At 66.6% G+C, this 23,689-nt stretch carries 23 protein-coding genes; 12 read left to right on the plus strand and 11 right to left on the minus strand.

All coding sequences use genetic code 11. The features are described 5' to 3' along the window. Positions 1–6 precede the first annotated feature (6 nt). Positions 7–483, plus strand: a complete 477-nt coding sequence (locus D9599_RS15750) for a hypothetical protein (protein ID WP_198382227.1) — start codon at positions 7–9, stop codon at positions 481–483. 132 nt (positions 484–615) lie between these two features. Here the strand turns inward: D9599_RS15750 and D9599_RS15755 are convergent, their stop codons facing one another. From D9599_RS15755 to D9599_RS15775, 5 genes are all read right to left on the minus strand, one after another. Next, positions 616–1,410 (minus strand): c-type cytochrome, encoded by a 795-nt coding sequence (locus D9599_RS15755; RefSeq protein WP_198382228.1) that lies wholly within the window; start codon positions 1,408–1,410, stop codon positions 616–618. Between the two features lie 411 nt (positions 1,411–1,821). After that, positions 1,822–2,583, minus strand: coding sequence for a substrate-binding domain-containing protein (locus D9599_RS15760; protein WP_198382229.1), 762 nt, complete (start codon positions 2,581–2,583; stop codon positions 1,822–1,824). A 39-nt stretch (positions 2,584–2,622) separates the two neighbouring features. Beyond that, the gene (locus D9599_RS15765; RefSeq protein ID WP_375373054.1) at positions 2,623–3,408 is read right to left on the minus strand and encodes a sulfite exporter TauE/SafE family protein; all 786 of its coding nucleotides are present in this window, start codon (positions 3,406–3,408) and stop codon (positions 2,623–2,625) included. A gap of 8 nt (positions 3,409–3,416) precedes the next feature. Next, complete coding sequence (locus tag D9599_RS15770; RefSeq protein ID WP_198382230.1) at positions 3,417–3,788, minus strand: helix-turn-helix transcriptional regulator; 372 nt, start codon at positions 3,786–3,788, stop codon at positions 3,417–3,419. Beyond that, complete coding sequence (locus D9599_RS15775; RefSeq protein WP_198382231.1) at positions 3,785–4,450, minus strand: peroxiredoxin; 666 nt, start codon at positions 4,448–4,450, stop codon at positions 3,785–3,787. The genes D9599_RS15770 and D9599_RS15775 overlap by 4 nt, the downstream gene beginning before the upstream one ends. A gap of 184 nt (positions 4,451–4,634) precedes the next feature. On the opposite strand from D9599_RS15775, the gene D9599_RS15780 reads away from it, so the two are divergent. From D9599_RS15780 to D9599_RS15810, 7 genes are read left to right on the plus strand one after another with little or no spacing between them, the layout of a single operon-like run. Beyond that, positions 4,635–5,951 (plus strand): FAD/NAD(P)-binding oxidoreductase, encoded by a 1,317-nt coding sequence (locus D9599_RS15780; RefSeq protein ID WP_232480554.1) that lies wholly within the window; start codon positions 4,635–4,637, stop codon positions 5,949–5,951. Beyond that, positions 5,948–6,874, plus strand: a complete 927-nt coding sequence (locus D9599_RS15785) for an MBL fold metallo-hydrolase (protein WP_198382232.1) — start codon at positions 5,948–5,950, stop codon at positions 6,872–6,874. Before D9599_RS15780 ends, D9599_RS15785 begins: the two co-directional genes overlap by 4 nt. Positions 6,875–6,904: 30 nt before the next feature. Next, entirely contained in the window at positions 6,905–8,362 is a 1,458-nt protein-coding gene (locus tag D9599_RS15790; protein WP_198382233.1) for a bifunctional UDP-sugar hydrolase/5'-nucleotidase, read from the plus strand. Between the two features lie 42 nt (positions 8,363–8,404). Next, on the plus strand, positions 8,405–9,187 hold the full coding sequence (locus tag D9599_RS31385) for a transcriptional initiation protein Tat (protein ID WP_232480555.1): 783 nt from the start codon (positions 8,405–8,407) through the stop codon (positions 9,185–9,187). A gap of 53 nt (positions 9,188–9,240) precedes the next feature. Continuing rightward, on the plus strand, positions 9,241–10,164 hold the full coding sequence (locus D9599_RS15800) for a substrate-binding domain-containing protein (protein ID WP_198382234.1): 924 nt from the start codon (positions 9,241–9,243) through the stop codon (positions 10,162–10,164). A 50-nt stretch (positions 10,165–10,214) separates the two neighbouring features. Next, positions 10,215–11,597: a rhodanese-like domain-containing protein gene (locus D9599_RS15805; RefSeq protein WP_198382235.1), complete on the plus strand. Its 1,383-nt coding sequence runs from the start codon at positions 10,215–10,217 to the stop codon at positions 11,595–11,597. A gap of 32 nt (positions 11,598–11,629) precedes the next feature. Further along, entirely contained in the window at positions 11,630–12,448 is an 819-nt protein-coding gene (locus D9599_RS15810) for an OBAP family protein (RefSeq protein WP_232480556.1), read from the plus strand. A gap of 48 nt (positions 12,449–12,496) precedes the next feature. Here D9599_RS15810 and D9599_RS15815 read toward each other — a convergent pair whose 3' ends face one another. Continuing rightward, a complete protein-coding gene (locus tag D9599_RS15815) occupies positions 12,497–13,306 on the minus strand; it encodes a TlpA disulfide reductase family protein (protein ID WP_198382236.1) in 810 nt (269 codons plus the stop codon). A gap of 217 nt (positions 13,307–13,523) precedes the next feature. Between D9599_RS15815 and D9599_RS15820 the strand changes: the two genes are divergently transcribed. The 4 genes from D9599_RS15820 to D9599_RS15835 all read left to right on the plus strand — a co-directional run bounded on the left by D9599_RS15820 (position 13,524) and on the right by D9599_RS15835 (position 18,466). Then, a complete protein-coding gene (locus D9599_RS15820; protein WP_198382285.1) occupies positions 13,524–14,189 on the plus strand; it encodes a winged helix-turn-helix domain-containing protein in 666 nt (221 codons plus the stop codon). Beyond that, entirely contained in the window at positions 14,186–15,583 is a 1,398-nt protein-coding gene (locus tag D9599_RS15825; protein ID WP_198382237.1) for an ATP-binding protein, read from the plus strand. The genes D9599_RS15820 and D9599_RS15825 overlap by 4 nt, the downstream gene beginning before the upstream one ends. A gap of 89 nt (positions 15,584–15,672) precedes the next feature. Beyond that, positions 15,673–17,772, plus strand: coding sequence for a protein-disulfide reductase DsbD (locus D9599_RS15830; protein ID WP_232480557.1), 2,100 nt, complete (start codon positions 15,673–15,675; stop codon positions 17,770–17,772). Positions 17,773–17,806: 34 nt separating this feature from the next. Continuing rightward, complete coding sequence (locus tag D9599_RS15835) at positions 17,807–18,466, plus strand: DsbA family protein (RefSeq protein WP_198382238.1); 660 nt, start codon at positions 17,807–17,809, stop codon at positions 18,464–18,466. Between the two features lie 211 nt (positions 18,467–18,677). On the opposite strand, the gene D9599_RS15840 is transcribed toward D9599_RS15835, so the two are convergent. The 5 genes from D9599_RS15840 to D9599_RS15860 form a co-directional block, all read right to left on the minus strand. After that, complete coding sequence (locus D9599_RS15840) at positions 18,678–20,990, minus strand: type IV secretory system conjugative DNA transfer family protein (RefSeq protein WP_198382239.1); 2,313 nt, start codon at positions 20,988–20,990, stop codon at positions 18,678–18,680. Between the two features lie 10 nt (positions 20,991–21,000). After that, positions 21,001–21,483 (minus strand): hypothetical protein, encoded by a 483-nt coding sequence (locus D9599_RS15845; protein ID WP_198382240.1) that lies wholly within the window; start codon positions 21,481–21,483, stop codon positions 21,001–21,003. Beyond that, positions 21,480–22,778, minus strand: coding sequence for a hypothetical protein (locus D9599_RS15850; RefSeq protein ID WP_198382241.1), 1,299 nt, complete (start codon positions 22,776–22,778; stop codon positions 21,480–21,482). Before D9599_RS15850 ends, D9599_RS15845 begins: the two co-directional genes overlap by 4 nt. Beyond that, positions 22,775–23,266 (minus strand): hypothetical protein, encoded by a 492-nt coding sequence (locus D9599_RS15855; RefSeq protein WP_198382242.1) that lies wholly within the window; start codon positions 23,264–23,266, stop codon positions 22,775–22,777. Before D9599_RS15855 ends, D9599_RS15850 begins: the two co-directional genes overlap by 4 nt. 96 nt (positions 23,267–23,362) lie before the next feature. After that, on the minus strand, positions 23,363–23,647 hold the full coding sequence (locus D9599_RS15860; RefSeq protein WP_198382243.1) for a hypothetical protein: 285 nt from the start codon (positions 23,645–23,647) through the stop codon (positions 23,363–23,365). Positions 23,648–23,689 lie beyond the last annotated feature (42 nt).

Genomic DNA, 23,689 nt, shown 5'->3' on the forward strand with positions numbered 1-23,689 from the left:
GCCCCTATGACCATGAGCCGGATGATCGTCGGCCTGTTCGTGCTGGTGTCGCTCACCCTGGCCGGCCAGAAGGCCGGCTGGTGGGGCCGGCACGAGCCACGGGCGCCCTACCCGCCCACCCCCATGGCCCTGGCCTACGCGGAGACGCAGCGGGCCGAGCAGGCGCGCGCGGCCGCGGTGGCGGCGGAGAACGCCCGGCTGGCGGCGGTGCAGACCCCGGCGGAGACCGAGGACGCCCTGCCGCCCGGCCACGGGCGCGAGGACACCTTCGCGCGCTGCACCGCCTGCCACTCCACCGCGATCATCCGCCGCTCCGGCCTGTCGCGGGAGCGCTGGGACGCGCTGATGGACTGGATGGTGGAGAAGCAGAACATGACCCCGCTGGAGCCCGACATGCGGGTGGTGATCGTGGATTATCTCGCCGCGGCTTTTCCTGCGCGCCGTGCTAACCCACGTGCGCGCAACCCGTTCCTCACAGATTAGTCGCAAAGCATCGCCACGACGGGTTGGAACTCATCGTGGCGATGCGAGAAATGGCCACCATTGATGATACGCAGCTAAGCGAAAGCCTGCATCAGAGGATCAGATTAGGCGATCTTGCGCGCTGTTTCTGAGTCACTGGGCGTGTTGCCGACCAGTAGAGCGCACGTCTTCAGCGTTTGCTCGCAGCCATTCCTGGATTGGCTGCCACGGACCGAAGCGATGCTGGTCTGGCGGGAATGGGCCGACGAACGGCGCATACCCAGCGTCCACGGGCTTGCGGGAAAGATCAGGATAATCCTGATCGAGATTGCGGCGCTCCGGCCGCGGTTGGGAATTTACGAACGCCATTACGTCGTAGGCATCGTCGCCTGAGATCTGCGGCTGCTCGAAGGTTGTGCCGAGAGGCATGTTGGCGTGGACGAAGCGTGCGGCGGTGATGGTGCGTGCCATTCCAGCGCCGTTGTTGTAGCTATCCGGTCCCCAGAGCGGCGGGAATTGGTAACGTTTTCCCTGCTCCACCGCTTCGGCTGCTTCCAACCGCTGCCCCTGCCCATCGGCTCCGTGGCAGGTCGAGCAAACGGACGCGTAGACCTGCCTGCCGTGCTCCGGATCTGCCGCCCGGGTGGGTAGGGGGATCGGAGGGGCCCCACGACCTTCGAGGGACCTGCCGACCTGCTGGGGACCGCTGATGTAGCGGATGTAGGCAAGGATAGCCTTCATCTCGTCGCCATCCACGGGCAGCGAACGCCCGTTCATGCTGCGCTCCATGCAGCCGTTGACACGCTCCTCGAGGGTGCGGACCTCGTCCTCGCGACCGATATACTGTGGGAAAACGCCCCAAACTCCGGCCAGCGGCAGTCCGTATCGTTGTGTTCCGGCCTGCAGGTGGCAGGACTGGCAGGTGAGGCCGTTCCCGGCGAAGCGCATCGCCGGATCGTGGGCATCCGGTCCGATCAGGGATGATGTCCTGGAGATCAAGTCACGACCGCGGCGAACAGTCCGAGCGAAGATGTCATTCGCAGGCAGTGTATCGGGGTCGGGAATCTCCCAGGCCGATGTGGGCGTGGCAGATGCTACACTTGGCTGTCCTGGCCTCCCTGGCGCTGCAGCAGTTGACGCCGGGACGGAGCCAGAGGGCGTTGGCGGTGAGGGGGCCGTCGCTGCAGTCTGCTGGCGGGTCACCTGGGGACGTGAGGTGGATTGATCGGGCCGCTTCGGCGAGAGGAATAGCGCAATACCACTTACGGCGATCGCGCCGTACGCCGTCGTCAGCAGCGAAGGTGTGCGCATCTTCCGTTCCTCCGGAACCCTGGTTTTTGAGTTGTTTTCTTGTGGAAGCTAGGGCGTGGCTGTCGACCAGCCCCATCTGATGAATATCGCAGATCCCTCTTCCGACGACAGGAAATCGATGAAGTCTCTTGCGGCTTGCTTCGTCGTCCCCTGGCGGGTCATCGCGACGCCCGTATCCCGGTAGATGCGGAATTCCGGTTCAACCTCCACGATCTCAGCCAGGGAGGGGTTTGCCACCCCCCAGATCGACCAGATGATCCAGGCGTTGATGGAAGGGTCGTCAATCCAGGCCTGGCGGGCCTCCGCGCTGTTGGCCGCGAACCGGACGATGTTGGCACGTAGTGCGCGGACCTTCCTAATGTCGCCCGTACGGCCCGCCATGTCTTCCCACAACCCGTTCTGACCGGCCCCATTGACCACGAGGACTCGGTGGCCAGGCCGCATGAGGTCCTGCAAGCCCGAGATCCGCTCGGGGTTGCCGCGACGCACGAGGATGACGGACGGCCGGAGATAGAGCGGGCGGACACTGCTGGGATCGATGCGATCGCCCATAGCGACGATGAAGTCCGTCATCATCGTCTCGGAGCCACTGAACACGACGTCAGCATCGGTCCGGGCACGATCAATCCAGCTTCCCGTCGGTCCGCCCGTGACCTGCACATCCACTCCTCGGGTGCGGCCGTAAACCTCGGCGGCTTCGCGCATGGCTGGAAGAGGTCCACCTGGCCCGTAGACACGGAGCGTTTCGGCGGAAGCTGTGCCACCGACGGCAAGGCAGACAGCAAGGACGGCAAGGAACCTGCTCAGCATGTATCGCGTCCTGGAGGGTGGGGATTGGGCAAGTGTAGGTCAGATTCTGAAGCCGAACGCAGCGGCATTGCGGTAGAGCATGTAGAAGGCGACGACGAAGACCAGACCTGCGAAGATCCGGTTGAGCGCGGCCTTGCGATGGCCGAGACGGCAGGCGAGCTGCATGCCGACATACCCTCCAGCCAAGCCACCCGCGATGTATTCGAGAGCGACGATCCAATCTACGAGGCCGGACCAAGCGTAGCTCACTGCCGTCGTCAGGCCGAGAGCTCCAACCGCGAGGAGGGAAGAACCGACGGCGTAGAGCATCGGCATGCCAGTGGAGAACAGTAGCCCTGGCACAATCAGGAAGCCGCCGCCGATGCCGAAGAAGCCCGACAGCGTTCCGACGCAGAGGGCACACCCGGCGATCAGTAGAAGCCGACCCATCGAGGGGCGCTCTTCTTGTTCCGCGGTCGTGCGCTTCGTGTCCTTGCGACGCAGCATCAACACGCCGACGATGACCATCAGTATCGCGAAGAGGAAGAGCAGCCGTTGGCCGTCGAAACTCTTGCCGAACCAGGACCCAATCGCGGCGCCAATCATGCCGACCCCTGCGAAGATCGCCGCGTCGGCCCACCGGACATTGCCTGCCCTGGCATGGCCCGCGAAATTCGCAAATGCGTTCGCGGATACGGCTAGGGCACCGGTGCCGATGGCGATATGTGGCTGCAATCCTACCACGTAAAGCAGCAGTGGCGTGGCTAGAATGGATCCACCGCCTCCGATGAGGCCCAGCGTGAAGCCGACCAGGCCTCCGGAAAGGACCGCGAGGATGGATTGCAACAGCACGGTTAGGCTCTCTTGATCACAGCGAAGGTGGCGGCTGAGCCGTTGCGACGCGCAGGGCTACGCAATGTGGGCAACGGTGTTGGAGCTTCGCCAGCCAGCCCCCGGCGCAGGCATTGGATCAGTCCTTCTGCACGTCCTGGCGCAATCCGGTAGAAGACCATCCGCGACTCCCGCCGGGACACCAGCAATCCTACGTCCCGCATCTCAGCGAGATGCTGAGATAGGTTGGGCTGCTTGAGGCCGAGTTCTTCCTCGATCTGACCGACAGAGCATTCTCTGTCGAGCACGTGCAGGGCGATGTTCAGCCGCGCAGGATTGGCCAGTGCCCGCAGAAGGGAAACGCCCTCGGCAATGTCGATCTGAGGGAAGGTCACCGTGCCTTCGCCCTCGGCTTCGGCAACGGTCCTGTCCGGAAATACCAGTCGGCACCGTGCTCGTGCTCAGAGTATGCCGCCTCCACGGTAAGAGACGGGGGTAGGATCACATCATCTCCCGGACGCCAGCCTTCGGGCGTAGAGACTTGGTAAGCATCGGCCGTCTGCAGGGCAGCAAGGAGACGTAGAAGCTCTTCGACGTTCCGCCCGGTAGTCATCGGGTACCAGCTGATCGCGCGGATGATGCCTGCGTGATCGATGACGAAAGCAGCCCGAACCAAGGAGGCGTCCGGAGCATGCGGCGCGATCATCCCGTAGGCTTGGGCGACTGCCATCGAAGGATCCTCGATGATGGGGAAGGACACCTTGACACCGAACTGCTGGTGAATGCTCCGGATCCAGGCGAAGTGCGAGAAGAGGCTGTCTACCGAGAGAGCTAGTAGCGAGCAGCCCAGCTGCTCGAAGCGATCACTCGCCTTCGTGAAAGCGATGAACTCGCTGGTGCATACTGGGGTGAAGTCTGCCGGGTGCGAGAACAGCAGCAGCCATCGCCCGCGATAGTCGCTCAGAGAGCGATCGCCCATCGTGGTACGGGCATGAAATTCCGGCGCCGGATCGTGAAGGAGTGGCGGTCCGCCATGTCGCTGATCTGTCTCGCTCATAGCCCTTCCTGAACGATCCAAGTGATCTGTCGAGAGGTGTTCCCCGTCAGCTGCCCCCTTCATCATCCACCCATGTCTAACGGTCCTGTACCGGCGATGTCTCCATATTGAGTCATTTAAGCTAGAAATCAAATCGAAAATGCATAACTATCGATGAACAGCCGGCACCACTGGAGACCGGGACATGGAGGTCGCGATGGACACGCTCCCTGTAAAAGAGATCCGCTCGGGTCGAGCCGAGCGGCCCACGCAGGACGCGAAGGAGACGGCCAGCATCCTCATCGTGGGAGGAGGGGCGGCCGGCATCACGGTGGCCGCCGAGCTGCGTCGGCACCGGCCGGACTTGTCCGTCACGCTGGTCGAGCCATCCGAGACTCACTCTTACCAGCCTGGTTGGACACTGGTGGGCGCGGGCGTATTTACCCTCGCTGAGACGATCCGGCGCGAGGAGACACTGATTCCCCAGGGAGTCGCCTGGATCAGAGGAAAGGTCAGCGCCTTCTTTCCGGATGAAAACCAGGTGGAGCTGGAAGACGGCCGCCGGGTTGCCTACCGCTATCTCGTGGTGTGCCCCGGTCTGAAACTCGACTGGGACAAGATCCAAGGCCTGAGAGAGGCACTGGGCAGCAACGGTGTCTGCAGTAACTACTCGGCAGACACAGTCGAGTACACCTGGCGGTGCCTGCAGGATTTTCAGGGTGGCCAAGCCCTGTTCACTCAACCCGCCATGCCCATCAAGTGTGCGGGCGCCCCCCAGAAGATCATGTACCTGGCCGCCGACCACTGGCGGCGCCGTGGCCTTTCACGCAAGGCGGAGATCGAGTTCTGTCTCGCGGGCGACGTGCTGTTCGGCGTACCGTTCTTCGTGCCGCCCCTGAAGGCAGCGGTCGACGAATACGGAATCCACCTACGCTACAAGCATAACCTGAAGGCCGTTCACGGGGCCAGCCGCACCGCCTACTTCACGGTCACGGATGGCGATGGCAAGACGTCCGAAGTCGAAAAGCGCTTCGACGTGATGCACGTCACGCCGCCGCAAGTCGCGCCCGACTTCGTCCGGAGTAGCCCCCTGGCGAACGCTGCGGGATGGATCGACGTCAACGCCGCCACCTTGCAGCACACTCAGTACAATAACGTGTTCTCACTCGGTGATGTAGCAGGGACCACCAACGCGAAGACGGCGGCAGCTGTTCGTCTTCAGGCCCCGACGGTGGTTAAAAATCTCCTTTCTGCCATCGATGGCAAGCCTCTCGAGGCAGCTTACGATGGCTACGGCTCGTGCCCGCTCACCACTGCTTACGGAAAGGTGGTGCTGGCGGAGTTCACCTACGGCGGCAAGGTCACGCCGACCTTTCCTCTGGATCCGCGCAAGCCGCGCCGCAGCGCTTGGCTCCTCAAGACGAAGTTCCTGCCCTTCATGTATTGGAAGATGATGCTGCGCGGCAGCGAGTTCGACGTGAAGCACAAGGAGCGTCGGTTCGCCGAGGCCTACCGGGCATGAGCGATGTGCTGGCCAACCCCACCGGATCGGTCGCGTCCGAGGGCGGTTCACGTCCGGAGGTGAAGGCCTTCTTCGATAAGCGGACGTTTAGCTTGCAGTACGTCGTCTGGGACCCCCGTACGAAGGCGTGCGCCATCATCGATCCCGTCCTCGACTTCGACGAGAAGTCGGGCTCCACCGCGACGCGCTCGGCGGACGCGATCCTGGCGTTCGTTGGGGAACACGATCTAAAGCCGGAGTGGATCCTCGACACGCACCCGCATGCCGACCACTTCTCGGCGGCCGGCTATCTCAATGACCGCACGGGAGCACCCACCGCGACCGGTGAGAACGTCGTCAAGGTACAGAAGCTCTGGAAGGGTCTCTACAATCTGCCGGACAGCTTCCGAACGGATGGCTCGCAGTGGGATCGGCTCTTCGCCGATGGGGATAGCTTCCGGATTGGGGGGATGGACGCCTCCGTGATGTTCTGTCCTGGTCACACCATGACCTCCATCACCTTCGTGATGGGAGACGCGGCATTCATCCACGATACTCTGTTCATGCCGGACAGTGGTAGCGCGCGCGCCGATTTCCCAGGCGGGGATGCTTATGCACTCTGGCGGAGCATACAGCGGATTCTCTCGCTACCCGACGACACAAGACTCTTTACGGGGCATGACTACCAGCCGAGTGGCCGGAAGGTCGAGTGGCAGAGCACCGTCGCTCAGCAGAAGGCGGAGAACGCACACGTTCGGGGTCAGGACGAGGCTAGCTTCGTCAAGCTGCGAACGGAGCGTGACCGGACACTGCCGATGCCCAAGCTCATTCTTCCCTCGCTTCAGGTGAATATCGCTGGGGGCCGACTTCCCGAGCCGGAAGGCGACGGCCGTCGCTATCTAAAAATGCCACTGAACGCCTTCGGAACCGCTCCCTGGGACTAGGGAGCGCCCGTAGCCCTCACCATCGATGGAGTGGACAAGACGATGTCAGCAGGACGGATCACCCTCCTTCAGATCAACGATGTCCACGGTTACCTGGAGCCGCACCCCGAATTGGTCTGGCGAGGCGAGGAAGCGAGCTTTCCCCGCCTCGGTGGATACGCCCGCATTGCGACTCTCCTGAAGCGCCTTCGGCAGGAGCGTGATGGTGCGGTCGTCGCCCTCGACAACGGCGATACCTTCCATGGGACCTATCCCGTGGTCCGCAGTAAGGGGCAGGCTCTGGTGCCTATCCTGAATGCTCTGGCACTGGATGGTATGACGGCCCATTGGGACTTCGCCTACGGTCCTGCCCACCTCCAAACTCTTGCGAACCAGCTTTCGTATCCTCTTCTTGCCATCAACTGCTTCGACAAAGAGACGGGGGAACTCGTCTTCACCCCGACGCGCGTCGTCGAACGGGGCGGGCTAAGGATCGGCATCATCGGCATCGCGGCAACCATCGTCGACAAGACCATGCCGCCTCACTTCAGCACCGGTATCCGGTTGACGATGGGACAGGACGAACTCCTCGGCCACATTGCGCGCCTCCGTCAGGACGAGGGCGCCGACCTCGTGGTCGTCCTGTCCCATCTAGGCTTTCCGCAGGATATGAAGTTGGCAGCAGCGGTGCCCGGGATCGACGCTCTCCTGAGTGGCCACACTCACAACCGGATGGAGCATCCGGCCTGGGTGAACGGGACCCCTATCATCCAGTCCGGATGTCATGGCGCGTTCGTCGGTCGCCTGGATATCGAGGTTAGTGGAGGCAAGGTCGTCGGTGTCGAGCACCGGCTCATCTCCGTTGACGAATCCTTGCCGGAGGATGCCGAGGTGAGAGACCTCGTCGATCAAGCTCTGGCGCCGCACCGGACCATGCTCGGGGAGCAGATTGGACAGACCCAGGTAGCTTTGCATCGCAACACGATGTTCCAGACACCTATGGATGCTCTCCTGCTCGATGCCGTGGCGGAAGCGGCTGGTACCCAGATCGCCTTCTCGAATGGCTGGCGATACGGCGCACCGGTTCCGCCTGGCCCGATCACCGTCGGAGATCTCTGGAACATCATCCCGCCCAATCCCCCCGTATCCGTCGTGGAGCTTACGGGGGCGGAACTTTTCGCGATGATGGAGGAGAATCTCCACCGCACCTTCGCGTCCGACCCCTACGAGCAGATGGGCGGCTACGTGAAGCGCTGCCACGGCCTCCGCCTCTACGCCAAGCTCGAGAACCCCGCCGGGCAGCGGGTGGAACGCCTCTTCGTCGATGGGGAAGAGGTCGATCCCGAGCGGGTCTACGAGGCTGCCTATGTCACCGCGCAGGGCGTCCCCAAGAAATATGGCCGGGCACGCCGCGACCTCGAGATTCGCGCGGTCGATGCATTGCGAAACTACGTCTCCGCCAGGGAGGTCGTCAGACCCACGGCAGCGCAGAGCGTTGTTCCTGTCTGAACTCCTTCAGAACCGATAGGCTCCGAGCTCCGGAGTAGAACGATGGACACCATCATGAACCGGCGCGTCATCCTGACTGGGACCGTGCTCGCGGCGACCGCGACGTTGCTTCCTGTGGTGGCCAGTGCCCAGACCCCCGCTGGCGATTGGCTCCCGGACGGAGCGGACAAGCTCCGGGACATCTCGATGCGCCTCGCGCGCGCTCCGCGGCGTCGTGACTTCAGGACCGTCCCCATGGTGCTGGACGATCCGAACCAGTGGGACCAGGAAGCCCTCCAGGCCGTCCTCTCCTATCAGGGGAGCCCTAAGCAGGTTTGGGACCACACCGAAATCGGTGGACCCTGGCTGAACCTGATGCGCAACTCGCTCAACGCGCAGATCTGGTCCTTCCGACACCCTGACTTCCTAGCGGTCTCCGCCACCCACGGCACGGCGAACCTCGCCCTCCTCGATCAGGCAGTCTGGGACAAGTACCAGCTCACGAATCTCGCGGGAGAGAGGTTCGCGTCGAACACGCTCATCGTCGAGCGGCAGGCCCCTTCGCCTGGTGCCCGCAGCCATCAGGATCCGGAAGGGCCTTTCTCCTCCCGCTTCAACTCCATCCCGGCCCTCCAGCGGCGAGGCGTCGTCTTCACGGCCTGCCACAACGCGCTCTGGGAGACGGCGGAGAAGCTGGTCGCCGCAGGGGTGAACCCGGACAGGGCCGATGTGCCGACCGTGGCGGCCGATCTGACCAACCATCTCGTGCCAGGCGTCATCCTCACACCCGGCGCCGTCGGCACGCTGCCCGAGTTGCAGAGCGCCGGGTTCGAGTACGCGAAGTGAGCTTCGCCGGGCCGACGACCACACGCCGCGTCGTTCTAGGAGCAGGGATCGCCATGGCCGCCAACAGCGCACAGGCTCAGGGCAGCCCTGGTGTGTCCCCGCCCTGGCAGGGCGGCGCCAATAACGACGTCGAGCACCGCGGCCTCGAGTTCACCGTGCCGGAGGCCGACAACCTCGCCGACTTCCACGGCAATCCCATGAACCCGCTGCTCGTGCTGTACGTCGGGGGTAACTACTTCTTCGCCATGGCGCCGCTGGTGCAGGCCTTTGCCGCTGCCCGCCCGGAGTACAAGGGCAGGATCTACTGGGAGACGATCCCGCCGGGCCTGCTGGTGCGGCAGATGGAGGCGGGTGGCACCGTCACGGTGGGCAACATGACCTGGACGGTCCAGGCGGACGCCTACTTCGCGGGGCTGGGTGCCGTGCGGCGCCTGATCGATCGCGGCCTTCTGGTCCCGCCTGCCGTCTCCTACGTCACGAACACCCTGACCATCATGGTTCCCAAGGATAACCCGGCCGGCGTCCGGACCCTGGCCGATCTGGGCCGGGCGGACATCCGGCTCGCCATGCCGAACCCCGAATTCGAGGGGGTGGCGGAGCAGATCCGCGCCTCCCTCGTGAAGGCCGGGGGCGAGGCGCTGGCCGAGACCGTGTACGGCTCGAAGGTACGGGATGGGACGTGCGTCCTGACCACCATGCACCATCGGCAGACACCGGTCTTCCTGATGCAGGGGCGTGCCCAGGCCGGGGTGACCTGGCAGTCCGAGGCCGTGTTCCAGGAGCAGGTCGGCAATCCCATCGGACATGTCGACATCCCGGACGAGGTGAACACGACGGGAACCTACGCTGGGGCGGTTCGCAAGGATGCGGCGCATCCAGAGGCCGCACGTCTGTGGCTGGACTTCATCACCTCCGATCAGGGACTACAGATCTTCGAGCGGTATGGCTTCAAGCGGCATGTCGGTGGGGCCGGGTAGCGGCCGATCAACCGCCACACTCACCCCGGAGGAGCACAGGGAGCACTGTCATGGCCATGGTCTTCAAAAGCTTCTACACGGACGGCATCGCTCAGCTCTCCTACTTGGTCGGAGACGATGCGGCCGGGGTGGCGGCCATCGTCGATCCTCGACGGGATGTCGACATCTACGTCGAGGAGGCCGCGGCGCGCGGCCTACGCCTCGCTTACGCAGTCGAGACCCACATCCACGCGGACTTCGCATCCGGCAGCCACGAGCTTGCCGCCCGGACTGGCGCCGAGATCGTCGGCGGGGACGGCGACTACGGCTTTCCTCTACGGCGCCTGCGGAACGGGGAGGAGCTCCGCCTCGGGGAGCTGACCCTGCACGCCATCCACACGCCAGGCCATACACCTGAGCATGTCACCCTGGCCCTGTCGGCCAGGAAGCAGGGGAAGGCACCATTCGGCGCCTTCACCGGGGACACGCTGTTCAACCTGGACGTCGGGCGTCCGGATCTCCTCGGAAACGACCTCGAGCGGCGTCTCGCCGGGGAGTTGTACGACAGCCTGTTCGAGAAGGTCCTGCCCATGGGGAACGGCACCGCTGTTTGGCCAGGACACGGTGCTGGATCAGCCTGTGGCAAGTCGCTTGGCGACCTGCTGGCGAGCACCGTCGGGCATGAGCGGGCCGTTAATCCGGCCCTGGAACCCCGCGGACGTGAGGCATTCACGTCATGGCTGCTGGAAGGGATGCCCGAGCCGCCCCGCCACTACGCCCGCCTGAAGCGGATCAACGCGGCCGGGGCACCGGTGCGGGGCGTAGTCCCGGTTCCGCCTCCCATGAAGCCCGACGCATTCGAAAAGGCCATGCGGGAGGGAGCGGTCGCGATCGATACCCGGTCCATGCTGGCCTTCGGCGGTGGGCATGTCCCGGGTGCGCTCAACATCGGGATCGGAAAGGAGTTCCCGACCTGGCTGGGATGGATGGTCGAGCATGGGACTCCCATCGTGCTGGTCGCCGAGGGACCGGAGCAGGCCCTGGAGGCTGCGACCCATGCCTTCCGCCTGGGCTACGATACGGTGCTCGGGTGGCTCGGTCAGGGCCTGACGGCCTGGCAGAACGCCGCAAAGCCCTTGCGGCATGTGGACCAGTGGACGGTCCAGGCGCTGGATGACCGCCGGGCGAACCCCGGTCTGCAGATCCTCGACGTCCGTAGCCCGGAGGAGTTCGAAGCAGGGCACGTTCCCGGGGCACAGAACATCTACGTGCCCCACCTGTCCGAGCGGTCGGGCGAACTCGACCCCGACCGTCCCGTCGTGACCTACTGCGGCACTGGCTACCGGGCATCCATCGGAGCGTCGGTGCTGGCCGCAGCGGGGTTCGGACAGGTCTTCAACACTCCCGGCTCCTGGACGGCATGGAAGCATGCCGAATTGCCCGTCGAGCGCTGATCCATGAGGCCCAACCTGATTGAGGAGGCTCGATGATGAACCGACTGCAATCCCCGATGAACCGCCGTCGCTTCGGGACGAACCTAGCCGCGACAGCTGCATCGGCGGTGGTTGCCTGTTCCTGCGGGCAAGCCCTCGCCCAATCCCCCGCGGCACCGACGCCCGCACCGCACCCGGGCGGTCCGGCCGCGGCTGGCGCGCCGCACTCGACGCGCAGCCAGATGCTGGACGCGGGGGCGGCCGTGCTTCAGACCAAGGCGCCGCTGAACGCGATGAACCTCTATCTGAACGGGTTCCACTTCTACGCCGACGACATGGGCCGTCCTGTCGAAGCGCATCACTTCTGCACGCATCTCACCGAGGATCTGCACCAGTGCACGATTTTCGATGCGAACCACGAGCAGGCCCGTCTGATCGGCATCGAGTACATCGTCTCCGAGAAGCTCTACCTGCAGCTTTCCGAGGACGAGAAGAAGCTTTGGCACAGCCACCATTACGAGACGACCTCGGGCCTGCTCGTGATGCCCGGGATTCCGGAAGCGGTGGAGACGACCGCGATGCGCACGCTCACCACCACCTACGGCAAGACCTGGCATACCTGGCAGGTCGATCGCGGCGACACGCTGCCGCTCGGCATCCCGCAGCTGATGATGGGTTATACGCGTGACGGGCAGATCGATCCGGCAATCATCGCCCAGCGTGATCGCAATCTCGGGGTATCCATGGCCGACAAGCGGAAGGCGCGCTCCGACATCCCCGTCCCGACGCCAGCGGCAGGCGCCAACTCGTGGGAGGGTGGCCAGACACCCCAACTCGCCGTCAACACCGTCCCGGTCCGGAACAAGCGTTGAGACGCTCTTCCCTGATACCGCTCAGGTCCATCGGTATCTGTGGCGCCTTCAGGAGGCCCCGCGGATGGAACGAAGGTATTCCGCGAGCGCTTCGCGGGATACCTCACCGACATGCAGGTGCCGCATCCTTCCATCCGCGCCGAAGAACAGTGTCACCGGAATTCCACGAACTCCGAAGTATCTAGTGATTTCGGAAGTGGAGTCGAGCACGACATGCGTCAGCTCCAGTCCCTCCCTTGAGAGGTATTCCACGATCCTAGCGCTTCCCTCTCCCTGATTGACGAACAGGAAGTCGACGCCCGGAGTAGCCCGCGAGACTTCCGCGAGGAGGGGCATCTCCCGACGGCAGGGCGGGCACCATGTGGCCCAGAGGTTCAGAACCCGCGGACGGCCATCCGTATCTGCGAGGTCGATCGGATCGCCCTGGACCTGCTGCAGAGTGATGGAGGGCAGTGGTCTGGGATCACCGGAGGCCAGTGCGGCGAGCTGGAACGCGCCCGCCCAGGCGAGCATGCCGAAGGCGACCGGAGCCGTCGCCCATATCAGAGCCCGGACTTCCCGCAGGCGGTAGAGGGTGAAGAGGAGGACTGGCGGGATGGCCCAGAGAAAGGAGAAGCCTCCCTGCCAGAAGGCGAAGGCCCTGAGAGGCTCCTGCGCAAAGGTCCCGGCGTGCTCGAGCACGTGCCCGAGCCTCGCCGCCACGACGCCGAGTGGCACGGCGATCGCGGCCCAGGGGCCGAACCGGGCATCCTTCCGATCCGACAGCAGCGAGGCGGCAAGCAAGAAGGCGCCGATGCCGAGGATCGCGGCGAGCCGGTCGGTCGCCATGACGAGAGGGCCCAGGGACACCGCTCCCACGCGTCAGCCTTCCGTGCGGCCGGTGCCGTGCCGGCAAGGCCGGCTCTGGATGTTGCGCGACGGGAACCGCGCCGCCGGAAAGGCGTGAGGCATGGACTGAACCTGCTCCGAGGCCGGACCTCGCCGGCGCGCATCGATCGCGGCCGGGTACGGAGCGGACATTAAGGTAGCTTTAAGGATCGCCCCGCATGCGGGCATCCCCGGGAGGGAAGTGACCGTGCGGATCCTGCTGGTGGAGGACGACGAGGTATTGCTGGACGGCATCAGGGCCGGGCTGTCGCTACACGGCATCCACGCCGATGCTGTAGGCACCTGCGAGGACGCCCACGCCGCCCTGCGCGCCGGCGCCTTCGGCGCGGTGGTTCTCGACCTCATGCTGCCGGACGGGTCCGGCCTGTCGGTCCTCGGGGAGCTTCGCGCCCGTGGTGACCGGACGCCCGTCCTGCTGCTGACGGCGAGGGACGCGGTGGGGGACCGGATCGCGGGCCTGGACGGCGGGGCGGACGACTACCTGGGCAAGCCCTTCGACCTCGAGGAGGTCGCCGCGCGCTTGAGGGCCATCACCCGCCGCGCGCAGGGGCGGTCGTCACCCGTCCTCGAATGCCACGGGTTGATCCTGGATCAGGCCCGCCGCTCCCTCGCGCGGGACGGCCATCCCGTCCCGCTTTCCCGTCGTGAGTTCGCGATCCTTGAGGCGCTTATGGAACGCCCGGGGATCGTTCTCTCGAAGGACAGCCTGCAGGAGCGCCTCTACGGCTGGCAGGAGGAGGTCGAGAGCAACGCGGTCGAGGTCCACATCCACAACCTCCGGGCCAAGATCGGGCGGGACGTCATCCAGACCGTCCGGGGATCCGGCTACCGCATCGACACGGCCGCCCGATGAACTCCATTCGGACCCGACTGTTCCTCCTTCTCACGGGGGCCACCGCGCTTGTCTGGCTGCTCGCGGCGGGCTGGATCTGGGTCAGCACCCAGCGAGAGCTGGGGCGGGCGCTGGACGCGCGCTTGGTCGAGGCGGGACGGATGGTGTCCTCGCTCGTCGCAGGGCAGTCGATCGGCGGGGAAGGAGCGCTCTCCGTTCCCGCCCTGCCCGAGGGCAGCTACGGGCGCCAGCTCTCGTGCCAGATATGGTCGCTCGATGGGCGCCTCCTCGGGCGGTCCTCCGGGGCGCCGAGCGTGGCGCTCGCGGATCGTGGGGAGGGCATCTCTGAGACGCTCGTCGACGGGGAGCGCTGGCGCGTCTACGCCATCGACGATCCGGTGCGCCAGGTCAGGATCTTGGTCGGGGATAACGTCAGGGTCCGGGAGCGCCTCGTGCGCGACATGATCCTCGGGCTGGCGGTGCCCGTGGCGCTGATACTCCCGCTGCTGGCCGGTCTCATCTGGCTCTGCGTCGGACGCGGCTTGGCGCCCCTGAGCCGCCTAGCGTCGGTGCTGGGACAGCGACGGGCCGACGACGTTGCGCCCATCCCGATCGACCTGGGCACCCGGGAGATCCGACCCGTGGCCGATGCCTTGGACGGCCTCCTAGCGCGCGTCGCGGATGCCCGTGAGCGCGAGCGGCAGTTCACCTCCTTCGCCGCGCACGAGCTGCGCACGCCGCTGGCGGGTCTGCGAACCCAGGCACAGGTCGCGCTGTCGGCCCGCGACGAGGCGATGCGCGATCGGGCCCTGCGACAGATCCTCGTCTCGGTCGACCGGACGTCCCGGCTGGTCCGCCAGCTGCTGGACCTGTCCCAGTTGGAAGCGGAGGGCGAGGCGGCGCGGCCCGAGGTCATCGACCTCCGGGCCATGTTCGCGCTTCTCGAGCAGGAGTTCACGCCCGGTGGCCGGGCGCGCGACGTGGCCTTGAGAGCGGGGGGCGGGTTGCAGGAAGTTCACGTTCGGATGCCGGAGCGGCTGCTCTTCACCGCGCTGAGGAACCTCGTCGAGAACGCGGTGCAGCACTCCCGCTCCGGCGGAGAGGTGCTCGTCCGGTGCGACACCTCCGGCGGGTCCCTCGTCATCGCGGTCGACGACGAGGGGCCGGGCATCCCGGCGGACGAGATCGACGTCGTCACACGCCGCTTCTTCCGCGGTCGCCACCGCCGGGGCACCGGCACCGGCCTCGGCCTGTCGATCGCGGAGCTCGCCCTCCGGCGCTGCGGCGCCGAACTCCAACTCGCGAACCGTCCGCGTGGCGGCCTGCGCGCCGGGATCGTCGTCCCGGCGACGGCGATCCACCGCGCGGCGCCGGCCACGGTGACCGCGGCGCACGAGAGGGGGCGGTGTTCGTGACGGGGTGCCGGCACCCACAAGCACGGCACCGCGCCCGGACGTGGCTGGCCGCCGCGATCCGGTCGCTAGCCCAGGGAGGGGCGGCGGCATTGCTCGCCGTCGCCCTCTGCCTCACCGCGCCTGGTCCTTCCCGCGCCGCCGACATCGTTTCCCCCGGAGCGACGGTCCGTCTCCTGGAGGGAGGAATGTACGGTGCCGGCCGGGCTAGGCTGGGTCTTGAGATCGACCTGCGGCCCGGGTGGAAGACGTATTGGCGCTCGCCCGGCGATGGCGGCTTCCCGCCCGAGATCGATACGTCGGCGTCGTTGAATGTCGCAGAGGTCGGGGTGGGATGGCCCGCACCGCACCGTCAGGCCTTCATGGGCTTCGAGACGATCGGCTACGACGGGAGCGTTGTTCTCCCCCTCGATGTCCGCTTGGCCGATCCGGGTGCCTCCGCCCGGCTCGACGTGAGGGGAGCGGTCTACGTCTGCAGCGACATCTGCACCCGGGTGGAGATCGCCTTCGCTGCCGACATCGATCCCGGATCCGTCGGCCGCGATGCCGATGCCGCACGGATCGAGGCCTTCCGCGCCCTGGTGCCCAGGACGGCCGAGCAGGAGGGTGTCACCCTCGATAGAGCCGAGATCGTACAGGCATCCGGCGGACCAGAACTGCGAGTCGTCGCGACCGCGCAGACCCCGTTTGGGGAGCCGGATCTTCTGGTGGAGGCCGAGGCGCCGCTCGCTTTCGGAGCGCCCCGCCTCCGCTTCGCCACCGAGCGGCGCCGGGTCGAACTGACCGCTCCTCTCGCACCGCCCCTTCCGGAGGGGTTGGACGTGACCTCGGCGATGCTCCGGCTGACGCTGCTGGACGGCTCCAGGGCTGTCGAGGCCCATGTCCGGGCAACGGCCGGGCAACCCCCTGGCGTAGCGGGGGAGGGCTGGAAAGCCGACGACCGCGGGAACGTCGCGCGGCTTGCGAGCATCCTCGCCACCGCTTTGCTCGGCGGGCTGATCCTCAACCTCATGCCTTGCGTGCTGCCGGTCCTGTCCCTGAAGCTCTTGTCGGCCGCCCGGCACGGCGGCGGCACGCCGCGCTCCGTACGCGCGGGCTTTCTGGCCTCCGCGGCGGGGATCCTCTTCTCGTTTCTGGTCCTCGCAACGGCGATGGTCGGCCTCAAGATCGCGGGAGCCGGGATCGGTTGGGGCATCCAGTTCCAGCAGCCCCTCTTCCTCATCCTGCTGGTCATTCTCCTGACGCTCTTCTCGGCCAACCTGCTCGGCCTGTTCGAGATCCCGCTGCCGCGCCTGCTGGCAGACAAGCTCGGCGGCGGCGGCCGGAAGGAGGGATCACTGGCCGGTCATTTCGCGACCGGCGCCTTCGCAACCCTGCTCGCGACGCCGTGCTCGGCGCCGTTCCTCGGCACGGCGGTCGGCTTCGCCCTGTCGCGCGGAGCGACCGAGATCTACCTGGTCTTCGCCGCCCTCGGCCTTGGCCTCGCGCTGCCCTACCTACTGGTGGCCACGCTACCCTCACTGGCCACGCGGCTGCCCCGGCCGGGGCGGTGGATGTTGACCCTGCGGCGCCTCCTCGCCGTGCCGCTCGTCCTGACCGCGGTCTGGCTTCTCTCTATCCTCTCGGTCCAGACCGGCGTCGCCGCTGCGGCGATCGTCGCTCTGCTGATGATCGCCCTCGCGGCGATCCTTGTTGGGATCGATGAGGGCGGTCCGGGGCGCTCCACAACGGCGGCGCTGGCAGCCCTGTCGCTCCTCGCTGCAGCCCTCCTTGCCCCCCTGACCGCGACCGTCCTGCCGGACGCCGCTGACGCGCCCGCGCGCGCGGTGGCCGGGGTGAACTGGTCGCGCTTCCAGGAAACCGAGATCGCGGGGCGCGTGGAGGCGGGTGGTGTTGTGTTCGTCGGCGTCACCGCCGACTGGTGCCTCACCTGCAAGGTCAACGAGCGCGTGGCACTCGCCGATGTCGAGGTGGCCCGCCGCCTGAACGGCGCGGATGTCTCGCCGATGCTCGCGGATTGGACCCGGCCCGATCCTGTCATCTCGGCCTACCTGCGAAGGTTCGATCGCTATGGCATCCCCTTCAACGTCGTCTACGGCCCTGCCGCACGGGACGGCATCGTTCTTCCCGAGCTGCTGACCAAGGAACGCGTTCTCCAGGCGCTTGATGAAGCGCTGGGACGCGCACCCTGATCCAGCCTCCTTCCTCAACTGCCAGGAGCAGCCCATGAAGCGTCGCACGATCGCAGCCACGGCCCTTGGAGGGGTCGCCGTGTTCGGCGCCGCCGCCTGGACGATCGGTCGGAGCGCGCCGTCACCGGCCCACGCGGCGTCACCCGGCCAGGGCGGTGGTAGCGGCCTGCTGGCCGAACTGGCCCGTGGTCCGAGCGCGGTGATCCTGGGGAACCCGGCCGGTGACGTCACCATGGTCGAGTTCTTCGACTACCAGTGTCCGGTCTGCCGCAGGGTTCAGCCGGATGTGCGGGCGTTGCTGGAGGAAGATCCCGGGGTCCGCCTCGTTCACAAGCATTGGCCGATGCTGACGCCGACATCCACCTATGCGGCGCGGATGGCGCTGGCGTCCCGTTGGCAGGAGGGGCGCTACGAACCCCTGCATCAAGCCTTGATGCGGCTCCCTGGAAGGCTGGACGACAACCGTGTCCGGGCAGCTGCGGAGAGTTCGGGCATCAACTTGATCGCGCTCGAACGCGACCAGCGGCAGCGCTCGGATGAAATTGATGTCGCCCTTGGCGAGGCCCTGGTGCAGGCTCGTCAACTCCGGCTCCAGGGCACGCCAGGCTTCGTCATCGGCCGGTACCTCGTCCCAGGTGGGATGGACTTGGCTGGGATGCGGGAGGTCGTGGGGAAGATCCGCTCCGAGAGCTAGGCAACATGCCCTGGCGGAGCATGATGAGGCCGTCCGTGTAATGAAATGCGGGCCTAGGCAGTAGGTTACCGCTCTAACGTTCCAAATGAGGCAGAGCGGGTCTGCGTGGCCTCGGTGACCGACCGTCCGCTTGACCCCGCCAGATCGGCCATCGTCGCGGGATAATGGATGGCAGCGAGGACGCGACGGGGGTCCGAAAGGTCGGCCGCGATCATGCCGCCAACTTCTCGAGGAGCAGTCTCAGCCGCGCGGCCAGTTCCTTGGCCGTCATGACCGGTGGGTCGGGAAGGTCGAGTATGCCAGCCTCGATCACGCTGCGAGCGACCTCCCGGCCGATGCGCTCGGCCATGGCCGGCGAGTCGCCGTGCGCCACTTCAATCGCGGCGATCGACGCCGACAGACCGCGATCTCCGGCAACGATCCGCGCCGACGAAGCGGGGGCCGGGCTCGCGGCCCTATCGCCGGCTGGGACCACCTTTACCGCCTCCATCATGGGCTGGCTGCTCGTGACGGGCGGCTCTGGCAGGGCGTCGTTGGCCGGGGCGGGGAGGGACGTCGCGCCGGCAGCGGCGATGGCTGCAGCGATCCGCCCTTCAGTCGTTTCGGCGTTGCTGGTGCGGAAAGCATCCACCATCGCCCGTAGCACCGGATCTTCCGTGACCGGCAGCCCAGGAGGAACGCGCCCACTCTCCAGCCGAACGACGACGTTCTTCACCAAGCCGCCAGGCTCCTGCCCGGCCTTGGCAAGGCCGGGGAGGATCAGCGGCCGGTTTCGGCGGATCGGACCATCCGCCTTGACGTCGGCGTGGAACAGCTTGGCGTACACTCGCCGCCCGCCCAGCATCACGATGGCCTCGCCTTCCAGCAGCTTCTGCAGGTCCGACCACGCCACCCGGTTCACCTTGCGGACCTCGGCCGAGGGACCCTCGCGGTACTGCCCGGCCTCGCCCGCCACGAAGGAGGTGGCCTGCGTCACTTCGGTCTCACCGGCAGTCTTCTCGATCCACTCCCGGGTGCGGTTGGCGTCCTGCTGTCGCATGGCGATGGTCAGATTGGCATTGCCGAGCAGCGATGCGGTCTTCTCTCCCAGCCGCGCCCAGATGCCGGATACCTCCTGGAAGCAGAGCCAGAACATGATGTTCAGGCCGCGCCCCATCGCCAGCATCCGGTCCATGCCGTTGGTGGCGTAATACGCCACCTCGTCGAATACGACGTGGAAGGGTCCCTCACCCATGCCCGGCTTGAGCGAGAAGATCTCCTTACTGTCGCCCTCCAGCTTGGCACCGAGGAGCTGGGCCAGCATGCCGCGCAGCGAGGCCACCACGATCTTGCCCAGCGCGGCCAGGGTGTCGTCGGAGTTCTCCAGCGCCGGGAGGTTCACCACCAGGATGCGGCGGTTCAGCACGACGTCGCGCATGTCGATATCGCCCGAAAGCACCTTGAAGATGTGCCCGAGCGAGACCGATAGCTGCGAGAACACGCCGGTGAAGTAGAACAGGGCGAAGCCGTGCTGCTTGGACGGCTCCTCGCCCTTCTGCTTGTTGTAGGGCTGCGAGGTATCATAGCCGGGCAACTCGCCCAGGTAGGCCTTGAGCGGGTAGATGATGTCCTCGGGCATGGTCGGAACCGAGATCTCGGTGACGCTGCCGCCGATGGCATCGCGCACCATGAAGATGCGGTGCGAGGCCAGCATGTCGATGGAGCGGAGCTCCAGCGAGAAGCGGATCGTCTCGATGTTGATGGGGATGCCCATCTGATCGCGCATCCACACCAGCACGGGCGTGATGGTGCCGATCAGCGCCACGGCACGGGCGCGGAACACACCGTTGCTGTCGTCCGACTTCTGCTCGCCCAGCTGCGACACCAGCAGTTCGCGGATGGCGTCGGCGTTGCCCCCGGCGAAGGGATTGAACGTGTTGCTCTGCTTGATCCCTGACGCGACAAGGAAGTTCAGCACCAGCACGTCGTCCTCGCGGCCGAAGCGCCGCGCCAGGGCCACCACCTCGCCGTACAGCTTGTTGTCGGCCTTGCCATCCACCAGCACGAAGCCGGAGCCGTGGGTGAGGGAGTTCGCCAAGAGGCTCAGGATGGCGGTGGTCTTGCCCGCCCCGGTGGTGCCGGGGATGGTCCCATGCTGCCGGCCATCCTCGTTGGTGATCCAGAGTTCCTGCCCCGTCACCTGGTCGATGCCGAGGAAGATTGAGCCCGCAGCCCGCTGGGGTCTCCGATCCACCGGGCTGGGGTAGTTCCAGTCCAGCTGATCCGCACTCCGTGGCAGACGCAGGGGCAGCTTCACCCTCCGCCGCATCACCCAGGCCGCGTAGAGGGCGGCTGTCGGCAGCAGCAGGTCGATGGCGGCCGGGTAGAAGAAGGACAACCCGGCCGCCGTGGCCAGTACGAGACCCGAAAACTGGCTTCCGAGCAGTTCGGCGAGGCGGACGGTGAAGGGCCGGACGTCGCGGTAGCCCATGCCGCTGCCGCGCTCGAACTGGTTCTGCGGCCCGGAGATCTCGCGCTGGATCATCACCCCGACCTCAGCGCTCGAGGCCGAAGGCGTTGCGCGAAGGCGTGCCCGGCGCGCCAGCACCCCCCGAGGCCGGGGCCGGGGAGGGGGGGACGACCCGCGGTGGCTGTGCCAGCTGCTGCTGCAGCGCCGGAGGCAGTTGCGGCAGTGGCGGTAGCTGCAATTCGACGCCACGCGTGGGCGCGACCTGCAGGGGGGCATCCGATGGGGAGGGCACCACCCGCATCGCCGTCGAGGGCGGCGCGCGCAGGCTGGCATCGGCCATGCGGCCGCCGGACGGCGATGCGGTGAGCTGGCCGACGCCGAACGCCACGATCACGGCCGCCGCGCCCGCCAGCCAGGGAAGCCAGGACCGGCGCGCCTCGCGGTCCGGTGCCTCGCCCAGGTGGACGTGGATGTGCATCCCATCCGGCCCTGCCGCCCAGGCACCGAAGGGTATCTCACGGGAGTAACCCCGCTCCTCACGGTTTCGCACGTCGCTGCTGGCCATCATGGCTGCTCCTTCTGCTCTTCGCGATGCTGCAGGATCGCGGCGCGAACGGCGCGCAGGGCCGCTTCCACCTCTGGCTCGAACAGCGGGCATTTCGCCTGTCGTTCGGCATCCCAGTGCGCGCGTGCCCCGATGGCTTCGACACGGGGATTCGGATGGGCGTTCTGCCCCGGCCCATGGCCGGGGAAGCCAAGGGAGTGCAGGGCATACCAGAGGCCCCGATCTACCAGCTTGAGCCCGTTGAACTGCGCCGGCGCCAGGACGCCGCCGTTCAGGCGAGCAGCATTCAGCAGCCCCATCAGCGCGGTGGTCTCGAAGGCATAGTGGCGGCTGATGGCCTCGGCCGGCTTTGTCATCGTTCCATCCGCGATCAGCGCGTCCGCGGCCGCCAGCACCGAGGGCGGCACCGGCAGTGGGGCGTCGGGACCGGCCGGCCCGTGGCCCGCATCGGCCGCCAGTGCTTCGGCAAAATCGCCCAGCAGCGACAGGCTCTCCTCGCGGCGACCCGCCAGGTGCAGGCCGAAGGCCGCGAACATGACCCGCGCTTGCGGACGGGCTGCCGTCGCGCCACGCCAGACCGGACCGAGCTGAGCGGTGAGCCCCTTGCGGACCCGATCGGCGTTGTACTCGGACGACGCCTCCTGAAGCTTCCGCCACTTCCGCTTGGGTTTGGCTTCGACCGCTTCCCCAGCCTGTTCCGCCTGAGGGGAAGCCGGCTGCGTCGAGGGCGCCGGAACCATCGTTGGTTCCATTTCCTTCTGCTCGACTGGCAAGCGCACCAGCCACTCGTGGGGATGAAGGGCAGGATCGGCCGGACGGGGGGCTCCCGTGGAAAGCGCGACCAGCCGAAGGCCCCGACCGAGGTAGGCCCCGGCCGCGCGGAAGAAGCGCGCCTGTTCCCGCGCCAGCCCGTCCAGATCGAACCGGCGACGGAAGCGTGCGGGCGGGGCCCACACGAAGCACACCACGGCCAGGGCACCGACCAGGGCCGCGGCCGGGATACGGATGACGGTGTTGACCCGCCCGCTCATCGCTACGAGTTCGTCGAAGGTGACGGTCTCATAGCGGGCGACGGCTACCATCCTCGACAGGCTCCGGAGCTCGTCCGTCACCAGCGCCAGCGCCGCCATCTTCCACAGCTGCAGGGTGGCGACCCCCTCCACCACCTCCGCGTGGTGGTAGCTCCACAGCATCCAACCGCCGAAGGCGAGGCCGACGACGATCACCGCGAGGCTGAGAAAGGTGTAATCGTCGCTCGAGGCCCAGCCCGAGCGACCCGTGCTCTTGCCGGCGCTCACGACGGAAGCCCCCTGCCGAACAAGGAGGGCAGAGCTACGAACAGCACCCTGGCATGCTGCCGGCGAGCCTCGTCGCCGCACTGGCCCTCATACGGCAGGGTGGTATCGTAGCCCGGCAGGTCCGCCAGATAGGCGTTCAGCGGATAAATCAGGCTCTCGGGCATGGTCGGCACCGGCTGCTCGCGGAACCAGCCTGTGGTCCAGCACGGCAGGAGGAAGGCGCGCCGGTTGGCGAGGGTAGCGATCGAGCGCAGCTGCAGCGCCAGGCGGACCGCCGCCGCGTCGAGACGCAGTGCTTCTCGGTCCCGCATCCAGGTCAGCACCGCCGCCGCAGCGCCCAGCAGACGCGTAGCTCGGCCTGTCAGGGGGTCGCAGTCGGACATGGTCTGCCAACGGCCGAGGTTGCGTAGCAGCAGATCGCGGACAGCGGTGACATCGCCGCTACGGAGTGACGGCGGTGGATCGGTGAGAGCGGACGGGGGGTGCATCGGGGTGGCTCCAGTGGCAACCCGGCGACTATGGCGGTGAGTGGCGCGAACAGGTTGGCGAGATCGAGCCCGGCTCGACGGGGCGCGCGGAAGAGCCTAGCGCCGACGCGTCACACGATCGTTGGGCACTTCGATACGCTCCACGGCAATGAGGAGCTGGTCGACGGTGATGCGCCCCAGATCCGGTAATTCCAGCACCACCTCGCCTCTCATCCGGCGCGGAGGAAGGAGAGCCTGCAGCACAGCGGCTGCCGCAGCCTGTCCGTCTTCGACGTAGTGCCGCAACACGGACGGCGTGGTCGGATGCCCATCCTGCTCGGCGAGCGCCGATGCCGCACAGTCGATCAAACGCCGTGCGAGCGTGGAAAGGTCGTCCGCCATGCCAACAGCCTAACGATGTGTCGGCTCCGATGTCTACGAAGC

The sequence above is a fragment of the Roseomonas sp. KE2513 genome (genome assembly GCF_016107305.1).
Classification (GTDB): domain Bacteria; phylum Pseudomonadota; class Alphaproteobacteria; order Acetobacterales; family Acetobacteraceae; genus Roseomonas.